Consider the following 17,083-nt stretch of genomic DNA (forward strand, 5'->3'; position numbering starts at 1 on the left):
GACGTACATGCTGGGAGATTGCGCTGTAGTCATCATTTGTTCTCCGGTTTCTTGCGGCGCACCATGTTCCGGCGCGTTCTGCCTTGAGCAAAGCTTTTTGTGTTTTCGTGCGTGCCATAGCAGCAACACTCCTTTTGTATCGTTATGACCGGCAAGCCGTCTGCCGATACTTTAATTTTAACATATTCACGACCTGATTTCCCGGTATAGTTAATTATAAAAATCTGGTACCCGCTTAAATCTAGAAGCTTGCAGACCAGATAATGGTATAATACAGTATCCTTGTTTTACAGGAATTCCGTTATAAAAGCTAGGCAGAATCGGAGGAGAAATCAATGAAATACGATGTATTGTATGATGGCGCTTTTGCCATGCTCAAGGTGCATTTGAACCCGGGTGAAAGTGTCAAGGCGGAAATGGGCGCGATGGTCGCCATGTCGCCGAATGTTGAGATCAGAGGTACGGTAGACGGCGGTTTGATGCGCGGACTCGGCCGGATGCTGAGCGGGGAAAAATTCTTCTTCCAGGAGCTTACAGCCACACGGGGTCAAAGCGAAGTGTTGCTCTCCCCCGGTGCAATCGGCGATATCCAGGCGATTGAGCTTGACGGGTCGTACAAGCTGTATGTTCAGAAGGACGGCTTCCTCGCGGGAACCCATGGTATTCAGGTCAACACCAAAATGCAGAACCTGACCCGCGGCCTGTTCTCCGGCGAAGGATTCTTCATCATAGAAATCAGCGGCAGCGGAACGGTGTTCCTCTCCTCCTTCGGGGCGATTCATGCGATTAACCTCGCACCTGGCGAGGAAGTAATTATCGACAACGGGCACCTGGTGGCTTGGCCGGATTATATGGACTACAAGGTGGAAAAAGCCGCCTCCGGCTGGCTGAACAGCTTGACCAGCGGTGAAGCTCTCGTCTGCAGATTCCGCGGCGAGGGCGTGGTGCTGGTGCAGACCCGCAATCCGGGAAGCTTCGGAACATGGATCAAATCGTTCGTGCCAAACCGGCCTTAAGCCGGAGAAATAATAACACAAACAAGCTGCCATAATTCCAAGGCAGCTTGTTTGTGTTATTGAAGCAAACCCCGCAAATGGTAGGTTACAAGCGTGCTGAGGTCTTTCTGGGTTACTTGCTCCGGCTGGCTGATATGATGCAGCACCAGCCCGTCCACCAAGGCATGCAGCGCCATGGCTTCGGCCCTCAGGTCCAATCCCTCCTTAAGCAATCCCCGGGCCGCGAGATATTCAATGGCTTGGTTAAAGCCATCATACATAGCGTTATGTACCTCCTGTTTCAGCACCTGCAGCTCAGGGTCTGTAACAGCCTTTACGGAAAATGCCAGCCAGACTTCGGCCTCCACACTCCGTTCTTCATCCAGCGGCATCAGCTCACGGATAAACCGCTCGATGTCCTGCAGTGGATGATCCGTAAATTCCATAGCTTCCATACGCGCGTTGACCCGATCCGACACCATCTTCATGGAGAAGGCAAGCAATTCTGATTGGGTGGCAAAATAATGGCGCAGCGATCCCAAAGACATGTCGGCCTCGCTCGCTACACTCCTGACGGAGACTGCCTCCATCCCTTCCCGGCGGATAATTCGCCAGGCGGCCTCGGCTAACTGTTGGCGCCGTTCCTCATGATTCACTATTTTTGGCATAAGGCAATTATATCACAGTTGAATTTATAAGGTCATCCATGCTAAACTTACAGCAATTGATTTAATACATTTGTACTATTTAGGAGGAAAATACGAAGATGGCGTTATTTATTATTGGCTGTGAGATCGCCTTTTGGGTGTTTGTCCTGGCGGGGCTGACCTTCCGTTATATCCTCCGCAAGAAGCAGATAGGAGCCATATTGCTGTTCTGCACTCCGCTGATTGATCTGGTGCTCATCGCCGTTGCGGTAATTGACCTGAGAAATGGCGCGGAAGCCACATTCATGCATAGTCTTTCCGCCATTTATATCGGTGTATCCATCGCATGGGGCCACCGGATGATCAAATGGGCGGATGAACGGTTTGCTTACCGTTTTGCCGGAGGTCCAAAACCTGCTCCCAAGCCAAAACACGGCACTGCACATGCACGCAATGAAAGAATCGGCTGGCTGCTTCATCTGCTCGCTTTTGCCATTGGCGCACTTGTGATGTACGGTATGATTGTTGTGACTGGTGATTCTTCTCGAACAGAGAATCTGTTCGAAACGTTAAAAGTCTGGGCAATTATTGTAGGGATTGATGCCCTTATAAGTTTTAGCTACACTTTCTGGCCCAAGCAGGCTAAAGGCACTGCAGAGAAATAACCATTATAAGTATATATTTCCAAAGTATGATACACCTAAAGACGCAGGCTGCCAGAGCTCTGCGTCTTTTTTAAGCCCAATATTAATCTTCAGAAACCTTAGGATACCGCCTGTTTTTGCTTGTCCGCCTTACAGCCGTTCTGCTTGCATGTCTTGTAAGTGCCTTTGAAGTCGAGCCTGTGATCGGTGACTTTAAATCCGTACTCCACTTCCAGCCGTCTTTCCAGCTCCAGCAGCCAGTCTTCCTTGATTTCTTCCAGCCTTCCGCACACATTGCAGATCAGATGATGATGCATGTGGGCATGATCATCCCGCAGATCATAACGGGCCACGCCATCGCCGAAATTCATCTTTTCTACAATATGCAGCTCACATAGCAGCTCCAAAGTCCGGTATACCGTTGCCAGCCCCAAATGAGGATAACTGGTTTTCACACGCATGTATACCTCTTCCACACTTAAATGCTCTTCCTCATTATCAAGCAGCACCTTCACGATAGCCTCACGCTGGGGCGTCAATTTATAGTTTTGCGCAGCAAACTGTTGGCTGATATTTGCAATTGGGTTCATGGCTTCTCCCGCCTTTCCGCAAGAATTTCCTTATATCTTGTACTTATAATTAGTAATCGTTACGATATAAGCATAACAAAATTGACCATAAATGAAAAGTCTATGACATGATTATAACATCACCCGCCGAATTTCCGCACAATGAATCAAAAAACATTTCAACATATCCCGCATAATTAAAGCTGTAATTAACGCGCAAAGGAATGACGCCGATGGACTATTACTTCAGAATCCAGCAGTCGCTCGACTACATTGAAGAACATCTGCAGGAGGAACTGCGGATTGCGGAGATTGCCGCCCGGGCTTATTTCTCGGCATTTCATTTCCAGCGGATGTTCCTGGCAATCTCCGGCTTCACTGTCAACGAGTACATTCGCAAACGAAGATTGTCCGAGGCGGCTAACCGCCTGCGTGGAAGCAACGAAAGCGTACTGCAAATCGCCCTGTGTCTTCAGTACCAGTCCCAGGAAGCGTTCACCCGGGCTTTTCAAAGCTTTACCGGCCTGACGCCCGGTAAATACCGCAAAACTGCAGACGTTATCCAAGGACAGCCTGTCATCAATTTTCTGGAACTCCAAAAAAAAACCAAAGGAGATGTACACAAAATGGACAAACCAACTCTGATCCACTGGGAAGGAACAAAGATTATCGGCGTAGAGTACAAAACGAATCTAAATGAAGACGCGCATTACAAGGATATTCCCGGATTCTATGATGACTTTGGAAGAAACGGGCGGTTCATGGCTATTCCGGAAAAACAGTCACCGGGGATGTCCTACGGCATCGCCTGCCACTATCAGGAGAACGGAGACTTCTCATTTATCATCGGTGAAGCGGTAGCGGATACAGCGGAAGTTCCAGCGGAAGCTTATGTCCAATTCGATATCCCGGCAGGAAACTATGCCATGTTCAAGGCCCATGGCCCAGCCGGGTTGACCCAGTCAACCCGAGACTATATCTACGGAACCTGGCTGCCGAACACCAATTATGAACGGCGGGAGGGGCCGGACTTTGAAATTACGGATGTGTTGAAGTCATCGTATCCCGATAATATGCGAATAACTATTTATATTCCTGTAGATTAAACGTCTGCCCAATCCGAAATAGGCCCGGCTTCCATACCTTATATTGAGGGATTATTTTATTGATATGAGGAGGGTCCGGATGGCAAATGCAATCGCACCTACAGCAAGACCCCTTGTGACTGGCTCCATTCTTCGCAAAGTTGCTGCGGCCATGCTGCCGTTCTACCGGAAGATAGCCGGAAGCGGCAGCTTTGCCGCGCAATGGTCAAGCGCCATCGTTAACGCAGACCTTAGTCTTATGGGCAAACTGCTCGCAAAGATTCCTACTCTGGCTTCTGTGGAGAATTACGGCACAAACGGCATCGGCTACTTTATTACCTTCCCCTTTCCGCTGCCGGTATCCTTCTATACAAACGGGACGACGATCCCGCCGGGTACCGTACAATTTACTTTTAATGCAAGGATGCACCGCAGGATTGCCGCAGCTGTACTCCCGTTTTACCGGAAGCTGGCCAGAAGCCGCAGTTATGCCGAAAGCTTTGCCGCCGCAATCCGGCGCAACGACAGGACCGCCGTTAACAAGCTGGTTCGCAGATTCGTTAAAGCAAGTTCACTGAAATCCGTCACGATAGAGGAGTATGGTGCCGCTCTATTGTTCAAGAGCAGCCTCAGTAAGTATCCTTACCGCAACCTGATGTTTCAGGAAGTGATGTGAAAACGCAGACACAGCCATTTAAAATTAAATTGTCTGCAACCTTCTCCCCAACAATAACGTCAAAGGAGTTGATAATGGCCAAGCGGCCTACCCTACTATAGAGGTGGAATCTCCATGAAACTGAAAAAAAGTGCTTTTGCAGTGATAACAACCGTATCACTTCTCTCCTTCTCGCTGGGAGGACAGATGTTTGCTGCTGGCAGCAGCTTTAAAGATATTGACAACGTATCCGGAAAGTCCAAGATCAACTCCCTAAAGGAACAAGGTCTCATAAAAGGCATCTCCGATACCCAGTTTCTGCCCGGCGCCAAAGTGACCACAGCACAAGGCGTGCAGTTTATCACTGGTGGACTTCAACTCAGTCTGGCTGCCATTGATTTCAACAAGGCTCCTCTGGCCAGCGCTATATTCTCCAAGGTAAAAGATAAAACCTGGTATGCGGAAGCATTCGTCAACGCCCATTACAACGACGTTGATATTCCTGCAGATATCGATCCTTCCAAGCTAATTACTAAGGAGATGTTCACCAACCTGCTCGTTCAGGCCGTGGAGAAGGTTGGCAATCTGCCACTGATCAATATTGTTCCTGTAGATATCGCTGACGAAGCTGCACTGGAGCCTTCCTACCAAGGCAGCATACAGCGTTCGCTGAAATACAAGATCAACACGCTTGATGCAAATGGCAAGTTTAATCCGAAAAGCGAGCTCACCCGCGCCGAAGCGGCTGTTATGCTGTACAATGCACTGGAGTATCTGAATTCAGTCAATGATGCATCCACACAGAACTAAATACTATTGACCGCATCTCAGGCGCTTCCTTGCGCATCATGAGATCAAGTGGAAACGGCTTTGCCGTCCTTTTTAAGGACGGTACCGTTTCAGCGAGAAATAGAAGGATAAGTTATCGTGTGAAACATATAAATTCTTATATTTGAACTAAATACAAGTAAAGGCAGTCCGGGTCTCCCCCTGGACTGCCTTTACTTGTTCCACGCAGCTTGGATACACTGCGACTCACAAATCATCGCCGCTCAGCCGGTTCAGAAACTGCAGGGCCCGCGGATTCTCCGTCTGCTCCAGTACCTGCTGCGGAGTTCCCTGTTCCAGGATCACACCGTTGTCCATCAGGATGATCCGGTCGGCCACATCGGCAGCAAACTTCATCTCATGGGTGACGATCACCATTGTCATGCCTTCAGCCGCAAGCTGCTTGATGACCTTCAGCACCTCGCCCACCAGTTCAGGATCGAGCGCTGAAGTGGGCTCATCGAACAGCAGCACTTCGGGATCGACCGCCATCGCCCGGGCAATAGCCACACGCTGCTGCTGGCCGCCGGACAGCTGATGAGGGTAAGCCTCCGCTTTATCACTGAGGCCTACCTTGGCCAGCAGCTCTAACCCCCGCTGCTTAGCTTCCTCCTTGCTGCGTTTCTGTACAGTAACCTGCCCCTCCATTACATTGCCAAGCGCAGTCATATGCGGAAACAGGTTGTAGGACTGAAAGACCATCCCTGTTTTTTGGCGTAGGGCCATCAGTGTCTTATGCGGAATTTTCCTGTTTTGCGTAAATTCAAGGTTTAATTCCCCCAGCGACAGGCTGCCCTGATCCGGTATTTCCAGCAGATTAAAGCAGCGAAGCAGCGTTGTTTTGCCGGAGCCGGAGGGCCCGATAATCACCAGAACCTTGCCATGCTCCATGCTGAGGTCGATACCTTTTAACACCTGTAGCGAACCGAAGGATTTATGCAGGCCGCGAATTTCAATCAAGTGCTTTCCTCCTTATCTCGCCGAATAACGGTCAAACCGCTGTTCCAGGACATTTTGCAGCGCGGACAGTACGGAGCAGAACAGCAGGTAGAATAATGCAGCCTCACTATAGAGCAGCAGCGGTTCGTAGGTGGTCGCCGTGATCTGCTGCGCTGTTTTGAACATCTCAACGTACGTAATGCTTGCCGCCAGGGAGGTGTCCTTTACGAGACTGATAAAAGAGTTCGACAAGGGCGGAACCGATACACGCGCCGCCTGAGGCAGAATAATCCGCCGCAGTGCCTGCCCCCGGCTCATTCCGACGGAAAAGGCAGCTTCCCATTGGCCTTTATGTATGGACAGGATGGCTGCCCGGACAATTTCCGAAGAATAGGCTCCAACACTGAGTGTAAAACCGATTACAGCGGCAATAAAAGGATCCAGCACAATCCCTGCCGCCGGAAGTCCATAAAAGATAATAAAGAGCTGCACCAGCAGCGGTGTCCCGCGGATTACCCAGACGTAGAACCGGGCGATCAGCTTCGGGATTCTCCATGAGGAGAGACGGAACAGCGCGGCAAGAACAGCCAGCAGCAATCCAAGCGCAAAGGAAACAAGCGCCAGCGGAAGGGTATAAGCCACCCCCGCTTTAAACAGGGGTAGCAGTGAATCCATGAAAATCCCAATTTTCCGGTCATCCATCGTTCAGACATCCTTTTTGGACACTCGGCTGCATCTTCGCGCCAGCTCCATTTGTTATTTGGACACATCCGCCCCAAAGTATTTCTCCGATATTTTCAGATAGGTTCCATCGCTCTTCATTTCAGCCAGTGCATCGCTGACGGCATTAACCAGCTCTTCGTTTCCTTTGAGGAAAACTGCCGCACTTTTCGATCCCTCAGCCGTTTCATCCACCTGTTTGATCTTTGCATCTGGTTTTTGCTTCTTTAAGTCGAGATAGGACAAGCCGTCATTTACGGTCGCATCAATCCGGCCCGAGGTCAGCAGGTCTATGGCCTGGTTGAAGCCATCCACAGCGACGATCTCTGCACCGTTCTCCCGGGCGATATCGGACAGGTTGCTGGTCAGCGATTGACCTGCCTTCTTGCCTTTAAGATCCGCGAAGGCTGTAATATTCTGGTTATCCTCGCGCACGATCAGCACGCCCTTGGAGACGATATACGGCTCAGAGAAATCATATTTCACCTTGCGTTCATCCGTGATCGAAACCTCGTTGAATATCGTATCGAAACGTTCTGCATCCATGCCGGCAAACAGGCCATCCCATTGGGTTTCTATAAATTCGGGTTCCACCCCCAGCCGTTTCGTAATCTCCTTCGCAATCTCCACATCAAAACCGGTAAGCTTGCCCTCTGCATCATGAAAAGTAAACGGAGCATATGTCCCCTCCGTACCAATACGCAGCTTGCCACTCGCTTTAACAGCTTCCAGTGAGTTCTGCCCGGCCGGAGCCGCCGCTCCTTCTGTGGGCGCGGCAGTAGCCGCAGGCGCTGTATTGTTATTATTGCCGCATGCCCCTGCCGGCAGCAGAGTTAGCAGCAGCAGGATAGTCAGACTAAGCTTCTTCATCACATGAACCCCTTTCAAAATCCCTCTATTTTTCACTGCATGGACACTTGCTTATCTTGCCCAAAAGCACCGCTGCTTCATCAAGTTTTTTGCATCTTCAGTCAGACCTCTACTTATGCCAGCCGAAACGGTACGGCTCCAGCAAAGAGGCGATTTCCGCCGGTATGATCACGCTGTTCATAACCGGACTGCAGCAATGTGAGCGACTGCTTCTCTTTACAAACTGCCGGGATATGGTATATTAATTAGCAATTGCAAATTCAATATTGACCTGTTATTTCACTAGGGGAGTCGGCCGACTGAGACGGAGCTTTAAGCTCCGGACCCTTGGAACCTGATCTGGATCATACCAGCGGAGGGAAGTGGAGCAGAATTGTTCAGCGGAGCCGCACTAAGCTAACTGACTGTGACGTTCAGACCCATTTATTTCCTCCGGAAATGAATGGGTCTTTCTTGTGTTTGCTGTTGCCGCCGATCCGGCAAGTATCGTCATACAAACTACACCCGCAGGAGGTTTCCATATTCCAATATGCTCACTATAACCAACCTGACTTATTCGTTTGCAGCGACTAGAAATCCGGTATTCTCCGGTCTTTCAATGACCGTCCGCCAAGGCGAATTCATTTCCGTTGTTGGAGCCAGCGGCTGCGGGAAAAGCACACTGTTCAAAATTATTGCCGGCCTGCTCGAGCCGTCCGGCGGTGAAATAACCGTACATGGACGCTGCTCTCCTTCGACATGCTCGCGGCTTGGACAGATCGCTTATATGCCGCAGCAGGACCTGCTGCTGCCTTGGAGGACCGTGCTGGACAATTGCCTGCTTCCCTGGGAGCTTAAGCAGGACTCTAGCCGGCACGAGGCACTCGCCCGGATCCGCGGAATGCTGGACGGCTTTGGTCTTTCCGGCAAGGAAAATGCTTATCCGCAGGAGCTGTCCGGCGGGATGCGCCAGCGGGTCGCCCTGCTGCGCACACTAGCTGCAGGCAACGAACTGCTGCTGCTTGACGAGCCGTTTGGAGCGCTGGACGCGATCACCAAACGGGAGATGCACCGCTGGCTGCTGGAGCTGTGGGGCGGGCTGGATAAATCCGTTCTGTTCATCACTCATGATCTTGAAGAAGCGCTGCTGCTCAGCGACCGGATTTATTTGATGACCGGCGGCTCTGGCGGCGGGCTGCAGGAGCTAATCGTCACTTTGCCGAGACCCAGACATTACAAAATGAATTATGAACCGCAGTTTGTTGCCCTGCGGGAGGATTTGGAGAGTAGATTGCATGAGAGCTCTATGGTATAAGAAACAGCTGCGGACTTATGGCCCCTTTCTACTGCTTGTGGTGCTGCTTATTGCGGCATGGGAGATCACAGCACAGCTGAACATGATCCCTTCATTTATTCTCCCGGCGCCAAGTGCAATTTGGACAGCGCTGATTGAAAAGCGGGGACTGCTGTTCGGAGAGCATTTGCCCGCCACGTTGCAGGAGTCACTGATCGGGTTTGCCCTCTCGGTTGTTTGCGGAACACTGCTGGGTACCGGCATGCATATGTTCGCTCCGCTCGCCAAAGCACTTTATCCCATGCTGATTATCAGCCAGACCATTCCGCTGATCGCGCTCTCACCTATTTTTATTATGTGGTTCGGCTATACCCTGTGGGGCAAGGTTGCTGTCGTCTTTCTGACTGCCTTTTTCCCGGTTGTGGTAGCCGTCTATGACGGCCTGCGGCATAGCGGCAGCCTGTACAGAGACCTGCTCCTGACGCTTGGGGCAAACCGTTGGCAGATATTGCGTAAGACGCAGATTCCGCTGGCGCTGCCCTCCTTTTTCTCCGGACTTAAGCTGTCCATCGTCTACTGTGTGATCGGAGCGACGATCGGGGAATGGCTGGGCGGCAGCCGGGGGCTTGGTTATTTCAGCCGCCGGATGGCCGGCAATCTGCAAAGTGCAGAAATGTTCGCCGCCGTATTGCTGCTGTCCGTTTTGGGTGTAGCCTTGTTTCTCAGTATCGCTGTGCTCGAAAAACTCATTTTGCAGAAAAGAGGATTTTACCGATGACCCATCCTGAGCTATATCGCAATCATTCCACACATAAGAAAACACACCGCCTTATTCCATACTTATTGTTGTTATGCCTGCTTACCCTCTTAAGCGGCTGCGCCAGCGCAAAAGACCCGGATACCTCCGCCGCTTCTTCAGAGAATTCCAGCGGCAATCCGCACAAGCTGACTATAATGCTCGACTGGTATCCGAACGCAGTTCATTCCTTCCTGTATGCTGCTCAGCAGAATGGCTATTTTGCCGAAGAAGGGCTGGAGGTGGACATTCAAATGCCGGCGGACAGCAATGATGCTTTGAAGCTTGTAGCCGCAGGCAAAGCTGATCTGGCTCTCAGCTACCAACCACAGGTACTAATGGCGCGCAGTGAAGGAATACCTGTAAAATCTGTCGCAGCGCTCGTAAGGCATCCGCTCAATCATCTTCTGGTCCCCGCAGAGAGCGCGATAACCGGCCCGAAAAAACTCACAGGCAAAAATGCCGGATACTCCTCCATTCCCCTGTATGAAGCGATGCTCCGGACAATGGTCAAATACGACGGAGGCGATCCGGCTTCACTGAACCTGATTGATGTTGGATTCGATCTTATTCCTGCCCTTTCTACCGGACGCACAGACGGCATTATCGGCGGATTTATAAATCATGAGGCATTGATATTGGAAAAAGAAGGCCACCCCGTCACTTCATTCGATCCGACGGACTACGGAGTGCCGGACTATTATGAGCTTGTACTTGTTGCCAGTGAACAGGGCTTGTTGGATTCGGAGGATGACTACCGGAAGTTCATGAATGCGGCACGCAAAGGACAGCAATTCGTACAGGAGCAGCCTCAGCAGGCACTTGAAATATTGTTTGCACACGAAGACGCTACCGCCCCGCTCGACCAAGCAATCGAGACAAAAAGTCTGGAAATCCTTCTGCCGCTGATGGATGCAGGAAAACTGCCTTTTGGACAGCAGGAGGAGAAATCCTGGGAGAACGTGCACACGTGGCTGTCCGAGAACGGACTGTTGAGCGGAGAATCGGACAGTAAGGAAGCTTTTGTTAATCTGTAGGAGCTAAGTTCTAAGGGCCGAAGTTTAGAGATTCATGTATGGGGACTGGACTTATGTATGGGACTTGTATCGTGGACCATTCTTTATGGGACTAATCCAGTGTTAGCGGGACCATTATTTTTGTGCATTATTTTCACTCAAAAGCTTACGCAACAGCGTTATCTGGATACTGTGAATGCGGTTCTATTAGATGTATGTAGGCTGAATCTAGAATTAGCAGTGTTAGGTTAATTTCTAAAGGGCATTTTTTGGATGAGTGTATTTTGTGCAGCAGATTGCTCATTTCTCTGCGGTGATCCGCATTCTGCTGTATTTCATGCAGTAGATTTCTGCATTTCCGAGCAAAAGCCCCTTTTCTGCTAGATTCTGCTGTATAGAGTGCAATAGAAGCTGTTTTGCGGCTGAGATTTAGGGGCCGTCTGCTGTAGAAAGTGCAATAGAATGTACCTCGCTAACGCACAGAGAGATGAGATGTATGAGAACAGACATGCGCTGTAACAAAACTTTGAGGAGGACTAATAATGAGTTATTTAGCTAAAGTACGTGAAGCCAATCCGCTCGTGCACAACATCACCAACATTGTGGTGGCCAACTTTACCGCCAACGGGCTGTTGGCCCTGGGCGCTTCGCCCTTCATGGCCGATGCCCATGAGGAGGTCGCGGACATCGCCGCGATGTCGGGAGCTGTCGTGCTTAACATCGGCACGCTGAACGAGCATGCCATCACCTCGATGGTGCTGGCCGGACAAGCGGCTGGGCGCCATAAGGTACCGCTGGTACTGGACCCGGTTGGAGCCGGTGCTACCGCCTACCGCACTGAGGTCACGCATAAGCTGGTCCAGGAGCTGCGCATTACCGCCCTGCGCGGTAATGTTGCTGAGGTGGCCCATGTTGCCGGGGAAAGCTGGGCCATCAAGGGCGTTGACGCCGGTGCGGGCGATGGCGATGTCATCGCTTTGGCGAATAAAGCGGCACGAAAGCTGGAATGTGTGGTCATCATTACCGGGAAAGATGATGTAATTACCGACGGCATCAGCACCTACGTCGTCAGCAACGGTGATCCCATCCTGACCAAAGTCACCGGTACGGGCTGCTTGCTCAGCGCCGTAGTCGGAGCTTTTCTGGCGGTCAGCGGCGGGTCATGGCTGGAAGCGGCTGCCGAGGCGCTCTCCTTCTATGGTGTCGCTGCCGAGATCGCAGCCGAACGGACAGCTTTTAAAGGCCCCGGCGCCTTCCAAATTGAATTCCTCAACCAGCTGGCCCTGGTCACTCCGGACACCTACAAGGAGAGAGCACGGGTACAGCTGCTCACACTATAATGCTTGCGGTAAAGGAGTGGACTACATGACAAAAGTATTCAAAGCGCTGACAATCGCCGGCTCCGACAGCGGCGGCGGTGCAGGCATCCAGGCCGATCTGAAAACTTTCCAGGAGCTTGGCGTGTACGGCATGTCGGCACTTACCGCTGTGACTGCACAGAATACTCTCGGAGTACAAGGAGTATACCCGCTCGGAGCAGAAGCTGTCACCGCACAGCTTGATTCCGTCGGAAGCGATCTGCAGCCGGATGCGGTCAAGACCGGCATGCTTTTTAGCGGTGAAATCATCCGCGCCGTTGCCGGGAAGGTACGCCAGTATGGCTGGGATAAGCTGGTGGTTGACCCGGTTATGATCGCTAAAGGCGGTTCACCGCTGCTGCAGCAGGAAGCCGTGCAGGCGCTGATTACCGAATTGCTGCCGCTCTCCCTGGTGGCAACACCTAATATACCGGAAGCAGAAAACTTGACCGGGATGAAGATTTCCGGCTTGGCGGAACGTGAACGGGCGGCGGTGCTCATCCATTCCATGGGCGCCCGCTTTGTTGTTCTAAAGGGTGGCCATGATGACGGAACCACCGGAGTCCTCGATCTGTTGTATGACGGAAACGAGTTTATCTATCTGGAAAGCCCGCGCATTTCCACGCGGCACACCCATGGAACGGGCTGCACCTTCTCTGCGGCAGCGGCGGCCGGATTGGCACAGGGCAACACCGTTAAGGAAGCGGTCCATACCGCGAAAGCTTTTATCCAGGCGGCCATCGAAGACTGTCTTGGTATTGGAGCGGGACATGGGCCGACAAATCATTTTGCTTATGGCAACAGAATGCGGGGAAATGTGAGATGAAGAGAATCGACAGCGAAGACATGCGCAAGCTCCTAAAGCTGTACTTTATAATGGGCAGTGTCAACTGCCGGATCTCACCAGCAGTCACATTGACACAGGCCATTGAAGGCGGAATTACGCTGTTCCAGTTCCGGGAAAAAGGCCCCGGGGCACTGACCGGAACAGCAGCATTCAATCTGGCCAAACAACTTCAGCAGATATGCCGCGAGCATCGTATCCCCTTCATCGTGAACGATGATATTGAGCTGGCAATCGCGCTTGACGCCGGCGGTGTCCATGTGGGACAAGAGGATGAGCCGGCCCGCTCCATCCGTCAGCGGCTAGGTGATCACAAGATCATCGGCGTCTCTGCCCATACACAGCATGAAGCCCGGCAGGCCATCGCCGATGGCGCAGACTACCTTGGAGTTGGCCCGGTCTACCCGACCTCCTCCAAAGACGATGCCGAGGCCGTGCAAGGCACCCGGGTCATTGAAGAGCTGCGGCGCTGCGGCCTTACCATCCCGCTGGTCGGCATTGGCGGAATTACGCCGGGTAATGCCCAGCCGGTTATCGGAGCCGGAGCCGATGGAGTATCCGTCATCTCAGCCATTGCCCGGGCGTATGACGTTAGCGCAGCTGCAAAGAATTTGTTGCAGATCATACGGTATACATGACTGCACCCGATTTTTTTCGAATAGAGTAAAGCTAACTTAAAGAGCTGCCCATTACAAAAAACGCAGATACCGTAACAGACGGCTCTGCGTTTTTTTATTGGTGAAACTTATAACTTAAACCTTCCCATAACTATCGTGTTATAGTAGTTGCCGTCAGAAAGAATCCGGTCCTTCGTGATGACCCCTTCGATTTCAAATCCGAACTTTTTATACAGCTGCACAGCTTTTTCGTTTGTTTCCAATACATACAATACGATCTTAGTGATTCCGTTCGCGTCTGCCCAAGCAAGCGACTGTTCCAAAAGATGTTTCCCGATGCCAAACCCCCAATACTCCCGCGCTGCACAGATTCCGAATTCCACTTTGTGCGAGAATCTTGTAAGATGGTTCCCCTCACATCTCGAAAATGCGACAATTTCGCCTTCAGCTTCCGCCACTAAAAATAAGTTTCTGTTATCTTCCGTATCCCGGGCGATCAATTGTTCAAAGCCTGAAGTGTCGATAACCCCCTCACCCTGAACTCTGTCCATGTTTTCGGTTTCGCCGTCAATCTGCAGCCTTAATTGCGATAATTTCGCGGAATCTGCTGGGTCGGCGGATCTGATGATGTAGCTTAAGCCTTTTACCTCAAAACCTTTTTGGTCAATGTTCATGCTTTACTCCTTTATACAGTGGTAGGTAAATTATAGCATTTACATCCCGCTGTTTCAGGTGTATTATTAGTTTACTTTGTAAACTGTTCACAAACGTAACTATATTCAGCAAAGGGGGTCCGTACATATGATTGATCCGCAGCAGACGAGTGAGGTTTATCATTCCTTTTTCGCGGTGTCCCGCCAGCTCAAGAAGCTTGCACACCAAAGTGCAGCAAAGCTGGGGCTGACGGTGCATCAGATCGGCATCCTGAACTCCATTCAAGACAACCCGGGCCAATCACAGAAGGAAGTTACCGAACGGCTCGTTTATGCCAAGAGCCGGGTAAGCACTCACATTGATGCTCTGGCAGAGAAAAATTTGGTCACCCGGGTCATTTCCGAACAGGACCGCAGAGAAACCAAACTGTATATTACTCCTGCCGGAGAAGAGCTGTGCAAGCGATATAACGAGGAGGCTTTTTCCTATAAAGTACTGGGATCGGCACTGGAGCAGTTTTCCGGGGAAGAGATTGACACCCTCCTGCGGATGAACAGACAACTGCTCGACAAGCTGGCACAGGCACAGGAGCAAGAGACTTAACAACAAAATTCCACACAAAGCTGGTGATGTGTAATGTCAAGAGGTTTTGGTGCAGCAGGATTTGGTGGCGGGCCTGGGCATGGCAAGCTAAAATTTGATGATGAGCTGCATCCGAAGATTTCCAAGCAGCTTCTGCTGCGGATTTCTAAGTATTTTCTTCCCTACTGGAAGCAAACGCTGCTGGTTATGATCGTATTATGTGTTTCTGCAGTACTGGGGCTTTTGCCGCCAATCCTGATCCAGCATATTATCGACCAGGCGCTGCCGGACAAAAATCTGCATCTGCTGTTGTTGCTGGTCCTGGCTTCACTAGGCGCAACCGTTGTCTCGGGACTGCTGGGAGTGCTGCAAAATTATTTGAATTCTTTTATATCGCAAAATATCGTCCATGATATGAAAAACCAGATGTACAGTCATCTCCAACGGATGCCGCTGCAGTTCTACTCCGGTGTCAAACAGGGGGAAGTCATCACCCGGATGACTAGCGATATCTCGGGAATTCAAGGTGTGTTCAGCAACACGATTGTTAATTTTGCCAGCAATTTATTTATCCTTGTCACCACTGCGGTGACGCTCTTTATTATGAACTGGAAGCTGACGCTACTTGGAATTTTTGTTATTCCTCTATTCATACTGCCTACCCGCAAAATGGGCAATTTGAGCTGGAAGCTGGCTAAAAAGACACAGGAGAAATTCTCCGAACAGAATGAAGTCATTGAGGAAACGTTAAGTATCAGCGGCTATTTGTTAATGAAGCTGTTCACCAAAGAAGAAGCGGAATATACAAATTTCAAAACGATTAATGCAGAAGCTACACACCTGCAAATCCGCCAATCAATGGCCGGGCGCTGGTTCATGATGGTCCTCTCCACCTTTACCAGCATTGGACCGCTGTTGATCTACTTGTATGGCGGATATCTGTTCATCCAAGGTGAGCTAACAGTCGGTACAATCATCACTTTTGTCGCCTTACTCGGCAGACTGTACGGGCCGGTCTTGCAAATGACGAATTTGTATGTCGATATTAAACGCTCCGCAGCGCTTTTCGAGCGGATCTTTGATTATTTTGACATGGATCCACAGATTGTTGATTCTCCGCTTGCCCTGCACATCAACGCTTCCGGGAAAGACATCGAATTCCGTGACGTAAACTTCGCTTATCAGCAGGATAAACCGGCGCTCCGCCATATATCTTTCACTGCTGCTGCCGGAACCTTAACCGCCCTCGTCGGGCCCAGCGGTGCCGGCAAAACAACGATCACGAACCTCATCCCGCGCCTCTATGAGCTTGATTCCGGTGCGATCACCATCGGCGGCAAGGATATCCGCGATTTCACCCTGGACTCGCTTCGCTCCCAGATTGGTCTGGTGACGCAGGATACCTATCTGTTCAACGGAACGATCAAGGAAAATTTGCTGTACGCAAATCCAGAGGCCAGCGAAGCAGAGATCATGGATGCCTGCAGATCCGCTTATATTCATGATTTTATTATGGAATTGCCTGAGGGTTATGATACCGTTGTGGGTAACCGGGGCATCAAACTGTCCGGCGGTGAAAAGCAGCGAATCTCCATTGCCCGAGTGCTGCTCAAAAATCCGCCGATTATCATCATGGATGAGGCCACATCCTCGCTCGATACGGTGTCGGAATACTACATTCAGCAGGCCATGCATGTGCTGCTCCTGAACAAGACCAGCCTTGTCATCGCCCATCGGCTGTCCACGATTATGGCCGCTGATACGATTCTGGTGGTTAAGGCCGGTTCGATCGTCGAAGAAGGCACACATGACTCGCTGCTGAAGAATGACGGGGTCTATAGGGATTTGTATAACAAGCAATTTGAACCGAAGATACTGTCGTGATGATCCCTGATTCAAGTGGAAGCGTAAAAGTATTTATATTTTCAAAAATCCGCACAGCCCGCTGAGAGTAGCGTTCTGATGCGGATTTTTTTGCCTGCATTCAGCTG

General features: G+C 50.8%; 19 protein-coding genes and 1 riboswitch. Of the genes, 13 read left to right on the forward strand and 6 right to left on the reverse strand.

Annotated elements, in window-relative coordinates:
- The first annotated feature begins 335 nt into the window (after positions 1-335).
- Complete coding sequence (locus NYE29_RS29800; RefSeq protein ID WP_076112698.1) at positions 336-1,016, forward strand: TIGR00266 family protein; 681 nt, start codon at positions 336-338, stop codon at positions 1,014-1,016.
- A gap of 56 nt (positions 1,017-1,072) precedes the next feature.
- Here NYE29_RS29800 and NYE29_RS29805 read toward each other — a convergent pair whose 3' ends face one another.
- Positions 1,073-1,663: a TetR/AcrR family transcriptional regulator gene (locus NYE29_RS29805; RefSeq protein ID WP_076112697.1), complete on the reverse strand. Its 591-nt coding sequence runs from the start codon at positions 1,661-1,663 to the stop codon at positions 1,073-1,075.
- Positions 1,664-1,761: 98 nt separating this feature from the next.
- On the opposite strand from NYE29_RS29805, the gene NYE29_RS29810 reads away from it, so the two are divergent.
- A complete protein-coding gene (locus NYE29_RS29810) occupies positions 1,762-2,307 on the forward strand; it encodes a hypothetical protein (RefSeq protein WP_340898707.1) in 546 nt (181 codons plus the stop codon).
- Between the two features lie 98 nt (positions 2,308-2,405).
- On the opposite strand, the gene NYE29_RS29815 is transcribed toward NYE29_RS29810, so the two are convergent.
- Complete coding sequence (locus tag NYE29_RS29815; RefSeq protein ID WP_038590839.1) at positions 2,406-2,876, reverse strand: Fur family transcriptional regulator; 471 nt, start codon at positions 2,874-2,876, stop codon at positions 2,406-2,408.
- 212 nt (positions 2,877-3,088) lie between these two features.
- Between NYE29_RS29815 and NYE29_RS29820 the strand changes: the two genes are divergently transcribed.
- From NYE29_RS29820 to NYE29_RS29830, 3 genes are all read left to right on the forward strand, one after another.
- Complete coding sequence (locus tag NYE29_RS29820; RefSeq protein ID WP_340898708.1) at positions 3,089-3,961, forward strand: AraC family transcriptional regulator; 873 nt, start codon at positions 3,089-3,091, stop codon at positions 3,959-3,961.
- 79 nt (positions 3,962-4,040) lie between these two features.
- On the forward strand, positions 4,041-4,616 hold the full coding sequence (locus NYE29_RS29825) for a hypothetical protein (RefSeq protein WP_340898709.1): 576 nt from the start codon (positions 4,041-4,043) through the stop codon (positions 4,614-4,616).
- A gap of 114 nt (positions 4,617-4,730) precedes the next feature.
- On the forward strand, positions 4,731-5,405 hold the full coding sequence (locus NYE29_RS29830) for an S-layer homology domain-containing protein (protein WP_340898710.1): 675 nt from the start codon (positions 4,731-4,733) through the stop codon (positions 5,403-5,405).
- A 225-nt stretch (positions 5,406-5,630) separates the two neighbouring features.
- On the opposite strand, the gene NYE29_RS29835 is transcribed toward NYE29_RS29830, so the two are convergent.
- From NYE29_RS29835 to NYE29_RS29845, 3 genes are read right to left on the reverse strand one after another with little or no spacing between them, the layout of a single operon-like run.
- Positions 5,631-6,383 (reverse strand): amino acid ABC transporter ATP-binding protein, encoded by a 753-nt coding sequence (locus NYE29_RS29835; RefSeq protein ID WP_076111377.1) that lies wholly within the window; start codon positions 6,381-6,383, stop codon positions 5,631-5,633.
- A 12-nt stretch (positions 6,384-6,395) separates the two neighbouring features.
- A complete protein-coding gene (locus tag NYE29_RS29840) occupies positions 6,396-7,064 on the reverse strand; it encodes an amino acid ABC transporter permease (RefSeq protein WP_340898712.1) in 669 nt (222 codons plus the stop codon).
- A 54-nt stretch (positions 7,065-7,118) separates the two neighbouring features.
- Entirely contained in the window at positions 7,119-7,952 is an 834-nt protein-coding gene (locus tag NYE29_RS29845; protein ID WP_340898713.1) for an amino acid ABC transporter substrate-binding protein, read from the reverse strand.
- A gap of 274 nt (positions 7,953-8,226) precedes the next feature.
- Positions 8,227-8,330: riboswitch (TPP riboswitch) on the forward strand.
- Between the two features lie 151 nt (positions 8,331-8,481).
- Between NYE29_RS29845 and NYE29_RS29850 the strand changes: the two genes are divergently transcribed.
- The 6 genes from NYE29_RS29850 (at position 8,482) to thiE (ending at position 13,877) form a co-directional block, all read left to right on the forward strand.
- A complete protein-coding gene (locus tag NYE29_RS29850; RefSeq protein ID WP_340898714.1) occupies positions 8,482-9,246 on the forward strand; it encodes an ABC transporter ATP-binding protein in 765 nt (254 codons plus the stop codon).
- On the forward strand, positions 9,227-10,003 hold the full coding sequence (locus tag NYE29_RS29855; RefSeq protein WP_340898715.1) for an ABC transporter permease: 777 nt from the start codon (positions 9,227-9,229) through the stop codon (positions 10,001-10,003). The genes NYE29_RS29850 and NYE29_RS29855 overlap by 20 nt, the downstream gene beginning before the upstream one ends.
- On the forward strand, positions 10,000-11,058 hold the full coding sequence (locus NYE29_RS29860; RefSeq protein ID WP_340898716.1) for an ABC transporter substrate-binding protein: 1,059 nt from the start codon (positions 10,000-10,002) through the stop codon (positions 11,056-11,058). Before NYE29_RS29855 ends, NYE29_RS29860 begins: the two co-directional genes overlap by 4 nt.
- A 521-nt stretch (positions 11,059-11,579) precedes the next feature.
- A complete protein-coding gene (gene thiM, locus NYE29_RS29865; protein ID WP_340898718.1) occupies positions 11,580-12,377 on the forward strand; it encodes a hydroxyethylthiazole kinase in 798 nt (265 codons plus the stop codon).
- A gap of 25 nt (positions 12,378-12,402) precedes the next feature.
- On the forward strand, positions 12,403-13,221 hold the full coding sequence (gene thiD / locus NYE29_RS29870) for a bifunctional hydroxymethylpyrimidine kinase/phosphomethylpyrimidine kinase (RefSeq protein ID WP_340898720.1): 819 nt from the start codon (positions 12,403-12,405) through the stop codon (positions 13,219-13,221).
- A complete protein-coding gene (gene thiE, locus NYE29_RS29875) occupies positions 13,218-13,877 on the forward strand; it encodes a thiamine phosphate synthase (protein WP_340898721.1) in 660 nt (219 codons plus the stop codon). The genes thiD and thiE overlap by 4 nt, the downstream gene beginning before the upstream one ends.
- 107 nt (positions 13,878-13,984) lie before the next feature.
- Here the strand turns inward: thiE and NYE29_RS29880 are convergent, their stop codons facing one another.
- A complete protein-coding gene (locus NYE29_RS29880) occupies positions 13,985-14,530 on the reverse strand; it encodes a GNAT family N-acetyltransferase (RefSeq protein WP_340898722.1) in 546 nt (181 codons plus the stop codon).
- Positions 14,531-14,657: 127 nt separating this feature from the next.
- Between NYE29_RS29880 and NYE29_RS29885 the strand changes: the two genes are divergently transcribed.
- Complete coding sequence (locus NYE29_RS29885) at positions 14,658-15,113, forward strand: MarR family winged helix-turn-helix transcriptional regulator (RefSeq protein ID WP_340898723.1); 456 nt, start codon at positions 14,658-14,660, stop codon at positions 15,111-15,113.
- Positions 15,114-15,146: 33 nt separating this feature from the next.
- Positions 15,147-16,976: an ABC transporter ATP-binding protein gene (locus NYE29_RS29890; protein ID WP_340898724.1), complete on the forward strand. Its 1,830-nt coding sequence runs from the start codon at positions 15,147-15,149 to the stop codon at positions 16,974-16,976.
- Positions 16,977-17,083 lie beyond the last annotated feature (107 nt).

Source organism: Paenibacillus sp. FSL M7-1046, from assembly GCF_038007405.1.
Classification (GTDB): Bacteria; Bacillota; Bacilli; order Paenibacillales; family Paenibacillaceae; genus Paenibacillus_AQ.

What these genes read in the sequence shown, in the direction of transcription:
- thiM (WP_340898718.1), top strand. Translation starts at nt 11,580, where the DNA reads ATGAGTTATTTAGCTAAAGTACGTGAAGCCAATCCGCTCGTGCACAAC.
- NYE29_RS29880 (WP_340898722.1), bottom strand. Translation starts at nt 14,530, where the DNA reads ATGAACATTGACCAAAAAGGTTTTGAGGTAAAAGGCTTAAGCTACATC.
- NYE29_RS29850 (WP_340898714.1), top strand. Translation starts at nt 8,482, where the DNA reads ATGCTCACTATAACCAACCTGACTTATTCGTTTGCAGCGACTAGAAAT.
- NYE29_RS29805 (WP_076112697.1), bottom strand. Translation starts at nt 1,663, where the DNA reads ATGCCAAAAATAGTGAATCATGAGGAACGGCGCCAACAGTTAGCCGAG.
- NYE29_RS29800 (WP_076112698.1), top strand. Translation starts at nt 336, where the DNA reads ATGAAATACGATGTATTGTATGATGGCGCTTTTGCCATGCTCAAGGTG.
- NYE29_RS29830 (WP_340898710.1), top strand. Translation starts at nt 4,731, where the DNA reads ATGAAACTGAAAAAAAGTGCTTTTGCAGTGATAACAACCGTATCACTT.
- NYE29_RS29825 (WP_340898709.1), top strand. Translation starts at nt 4,041, where the DNA reads ATGGCAAATGCAATCGCACCTACAGCAAGACCCCTTGTGACTGGCTCC.
- NYE29_RS29815 (WP_038590839.1), bottom strand. Translation starts at nt 2,876, where the DNA reads ATGAACCCAATTGCAAATATCAGCCAACAGTTTGCTGCGCAAAACTAT.
- NYE29_RS29885 (WP_340898723.1), top strand. Translation starts at nt 14,658, where the DNA reads ATGATTGATCCGCAGCAGACGAGTGAGGTTTATCATTCCTTTTTCGCG.
- NYE29_RS29855 (WP_340898715.1), top strand. Translation starts at nt 9,227, where the DNA reads ATGAGAGCTCTATGGTATAAGAAACAGCTGCGGACTTATGGCCCCTTT.
- NYE29_RS29820 (WP_340898708.1), top strand. Translation starts at nt 3,089, where the DNA reads ATGGACTATTACTTCAGAATCCAGCAGTCGCTCGACTACATTGAAGAA.
- NYE29_RS29840 (WP_340898712.1), bottom strand. Translation starts at nt 7,064, where the DNA reads ATGGATGACCGGAAAATTGGGATTTTCATGGATTCACTGCTACCCCTG.
- NYE29_RS29810 (WP_340898707.1), top strand. Translation starts at nt 1,762, where the DNA reads ATGGCGTTATTTATTATTGGCTGTGAGATCGCCTTTTGGGTGTTTGTC.
- NYE29_RS29845 (WP_340898713.1), bottom strand. Translation starts at nt 7,952, where the DNA reads ATGAAGAAGCTTAGTCTGACTATCCTGCTGCTGCTAACTCTGCTGCCG.
- NYE29_RS29860 (WP_340898716.1), top strand. Translation starts at nt 10,000, where the DNA reads ATGACCCATCCTGAGCTATATCGCAATCATTCCACACATAAGAAAACA.
- thiD (WP_340898720.1), top strand. Translation starts at nt 12,403, where the DNA reads ATGACAAAAGTATTCAAAGCGCTGACAATCGCCGGCTCCGACAGCGGC.
- NYE29_RS29890 (WP_340898724.1), top strand. Translation starts at nt 15,147, where the DNA reads ATGTCAAGAGGTTTTGGTGCAGCAGGATTTGGTGGCGGGCCTGGGCAT.
- thiE (WP_340898721.1), top strand. Translation starts at nt 13,218, where the DNA reads ATGAAGAGAATCGACAGCGAAGACATGCGCAAGCTCCTAAAGCTGTAC.